Raw genomic sequence first — 3231 nt, 5'->3', positions numbered from 1 at the left:
GCTTAGCTCAGGAGTTCCCACGCATGAACAAGACCGAGAATTGCCAGCTAACATCCCGAACGGGCTTCCTCCATACAGACCCACGCACCGTCTCTGCTATCCGAGACAAGCTCGGGGAGCAGCTTCGTGCGATGTACGGAAGACTTGAGGAGGAGCCTCTTCCTGACCGTCTCCGCGATCTCATGAGGCAGTTAGGTCAGCCTCATTCCAGGGGAAAGCCATGACACTGCCCCCAGACCTTCGCGACAGCCTTCTTCAGTCCATTCCTTCAATGAGGGCGTTTGCGATCTCCCTCACCGGGAATGTCGATCAGGCCGACGATTTGGTTCAGGAAGCGATGGTTCGGGGACTGGCTTACATCAATCAATTTCAGCCCGGCACCAACATCCAGGCTTGGCTCTTCACGATCCTGCGGAATCAGTTTCACACAGCGTTCCGGAAGAAAAGGCGTGAGGTAGAAGACCCCGATGGCGGCATCGCAGCCCGCCTTGCTGTGGCTCCCGAGCAGGACGCCCATCTGGATGTGGAGGACCTTAAGGCTGCATTAGCCCAACTGCCCTTCGATCAACGGGAGGCGCTTCTGCTCGTGGGAGCGCAGGGGTTCTCGTACGAGGAGACGGCTGAGATTTGCGGAGCACGGATTGGAACGATCAAGAGCCGGGTCAATCGTGCCCGAACCAGACTTGCAGAATTGCTTGAAATCGAAAGCCCGGAGGACATCGGGGCAGATCGATTACTGAAAGCGACAATCCTCAACGAGACATGCACCCGGTAACACCCTCCCGGCCGATCATCTCCGTCTCGTTCCTCCGCAGATCGCAATAAAGTCAGTAGCTGCGCCTCTGCTACCCGAATGAAGTTGGGTCCGTCAGTTCGACGGGCATCGCTGGTTAGATAGCCGAGATCGCATGCTTGTAGGAGATCTGCGTCCCATTGCCCCGGACAAGCCGGATGGTGAAGTTGCCGAACGATTTAATCTGGCCCTAAAGCTTGATCCCGTTCGCCAGAAAGATGGTGACTTCAACTCTGTGATCGCGAACGTGCTTTAGGAACAGGTCTTGAACTGTTGGGGTGCTTTGTGCGGCCAATGTCCTGTTCCTATCGGAAGAAGGCTGCGCCAGAACAAACTATCGCGGGTGCAAGCACCAGGATTGGAGACCCCTAACAAGTCGAGTTGTGGAGAACTAAAGTGTGAAAGCCAGGATTTGACCTGTCGGACAGTGTCGGACCAAGTCGTGTTCTGTACGAGGAAGCCGAGTTCGGAACCCGCCATTCTGGCATGGCTGCTCTCGGCTTGGGCAAGGCGGGCGGTCAAGCCCCGCAGCCGCTTCGCGGTGCGCCGCAGGCGCAGGGCTTATGGGCCCGCTGGTGCCCCAAGCCATCATTCAAGCTGCCAGACTGCAACTCGCTCTGACACTGTCCGTCAAATCAAGTCCAGGATTCTACAACTAAAGCTCCTGCTGAATGACATTCTCCCCATCAAAATACGCCTGAATAATGCCGCTATCCTCTTCGCGCGAGATCACATTCAATGAGCTTGATGCTCCACGAGCACTGATCTTTCCGTTTTCCAGATAAACGCGACCGGCACTCACTACGGTCGCCGGAACTGACTGGGCCATATGAGAGTGTTGCATGAACTCGGGAAATAGCAGCGGGAGCAACTCGCCGTCATTGAGTCGGAGCATGACATACTTCATAGCCATAGAGCCCTCTCGTCGAATGCGCGGTCGTCCAACACCCGCTTATCAAAAAGCGTCGCAAGGGGTGCTAAAAAGTATCAAAGACTGAGCTTTGCCGCACCTATTTGGCCACACATCCATCAATATGTTGGGACCAGCCGTTGCTCGATCAGCGGTGCACTCATCTGGAACCGTAAGCCTGTCCTGTCATAATGGACCTCTACCTCGGCATTGCACTGCATCGGAATAACCCGCAGAAGAAGTCTAGTGCCAAAGCCTTGGTGCTCCGGCTCGCTCACAGGCGGACCACCGAATTCGCTCCATTCCAGCTGAAGCTTCCTGACATCTTCAACCTCACCTACGCTCCACTGAACCCGCACATAGCCAGTCGGGGCCGAAAGTGCCCCGTACCGGAGCGCATTCGTGGTGAGTTCGTGAAGGGCCATACCCACCGGAACCGCCAGATCAGCCGAAAGCTCAACCTGTGGTCCAATCAGCATGAAACGCGGTTGTCGGCTCTCAGCAAAGGGCTTTAGCTCCGCAAGCGCGATCTCCCGCAGGGGCGCTGTCTGCCAGTAGTCCTCCGTCAGCAGGTCGTGGGTCTTCGCCAAGGAGGCGATGCGTTTTGAGAACGAGCGGTAGAACTCGTCAAAGCTGCCGCTGGATCGGCCTGTGGCTCCGACGAGGCCCTGGACGGTTGCCAGCGTGTTCTTCACCCGGTGGTGAAGCTCGCGGACCAGCAAAGACTGCCGCTGCTCGATCTGGTGGCTGGCCGCCAATCGCTCATTCCGCTCGGCAATGGCACGGCGCAACTCGAACTGCGACATCACCTGTCGCGCCAGCAGGGTGAGGGTAGCAGCCTGCTCCTCTGTGAGGTCACGGGGCGCATGGTCGAGCACACACAGGGCTCCCAAAGGCACCCCATCGGGCGCTCGCAACACCGCCCCGGCATAGAAGCGCAGGCGTGGCTCCGTTGTCACGAGAGGATTGCTGGCAAAACGATGATCCTCAAGTAGGTCCGGAACGACGGTCAGCCCCGGCTGAAGCATGGCGCTGAGGCAGATCGAGCGGTCGAGGGGCGTCTCGCGCATCCCAAGCCCCACCTCGGCCTTGAACCACTGCCTGCGCTCGTCGATGAGGCTGATGAGAGCAATGGGGGCCTGACAGCAATGGGCGGCAAGCTGTACCAGATCGTCGAATTCGGGCTCTGGCGGCGTGTCCAGAACCCGGTAGCTGCGCAGGGCAGCCAGCCGATCACTCTCGTTCCACGGGGCCGACATTTGTTCATTCGACACGACAGCTACTCACGCCACCACGCTGATAAGAACGGGCGACATGAGAGAGAGTTCAGGCCGAACGAACGGCATCCCCAGAAGAGTTTAGGGATGCTCGCCCGCAAGCTGATGACAGGCTTGGACCAGCACGRCAGGTGGAGCGGGCTTCTCAATCCAGGGCACAAGCTGCAAGTCCCCCAGAAGCTGGCGGTCCTCATGATGTCCTGAATAGATTAGGAAGGGCACTTYACGGCAGCTAAGCTCCAGAGYAACCT

At 58.0% G+C, this 3231-nt stretch carries 4 protein-coding genes and 1 pseudogene; 2 read left to right on the top strand and 3 right to left on the bottom strand.

Annotation, left to right across the window (positions count from 1 at the left end):
• The first annotated feature begins 23 nt into the window (after positions 1–23).
• Complete coding sequence (locus ACXJKO_RS30860; RefSeq protein ID WP_457094823.1) at positions 24–224, top strand: NepR family anti-sigma factor; 201 nt, start codon at positions 24–26, stop codon at positions 222–224.
• Complete coding sequence (locus ACXJKO_RS30855; protein WP_457094822.1) at positions 221–775, top strand: sigma-70 family RNA polymerase sigma factor; 555 nt, start codon at positions 221–223, stop codon at positions 773–775. The genes ACXJKO_RS30860 and ACXJKO_RS30855 overlap by 4 nt, the downstream gene beginning before the upstream one ends.
• A 115-nt stretch (positions 776–890) precedes the next feature.
• Here the strand turns inward: ACXJKO_RS30855 and hfq are convergent.
• From hfq to ACXJKO_RS30840, 3 genes and pseudogenes are all read right to left on the bottom strand, one after another.
• A pseudogene (hfq, locus tag ACXJKO_RS30850) lies at positions 891–1088 on the bottom strand (RNA chaperone Hfq).
• Between the two features lie 360 nt (positions 1089–1448).
• The gene (locus ACXJKO_RS30845) at positions 1449–1688 is read right to left on the bottom strand and encodes a hypothetical protein (RefSeq protein WP_457094821.1); all 240 of its coding nucleotides are present in this window, start codon (positions 1686–1688) and stop codon (positions 1449–1451) included.
• Between the two features lie 134 nt (positions 1689–1822).
• Complete coding sequence (locus tag ACXJKO_RS30840; protein ID WP_457094820.1) at positions 1823–2977, bottom strand: sensor histidine kinase; 1155 nt, start codon at positions 2975–2977, stop codon at positions 1823–1825.
• Positions 2978–3231: the final 254 nt, after the last annotated feature.

It is taken from the genome of Microvirga sp. P5_D2 (assembly GCF_054049475.1).
This window is presented reverse-complemented; position numbering and strand designations above follow the sequence as displayed.

Coding starts and splice junctions, on each gene's coding strand:
- ACXJKO_RS30860 (WP_457094823.1), top strand. CDS start 24: ATGAACAAGACCGAGAATTGCCAGCTAACATCCCGAACGGGCTTCCTC.
- ACXJKO_RS30855 (WP_457094822.1), top strand. CDS start 221: ATGACACTGCCCCCAGACCTTCGCGACAGCCTTCTTCAGTCCATTCCT.
- ACXJKO_RS30845 (WP_457094821.1), bottom strand. CDS start 1,688: ATGCTCCGACTCAATGACGGCGAGTTGCTCCCGCTGCTATTTCCCGAG.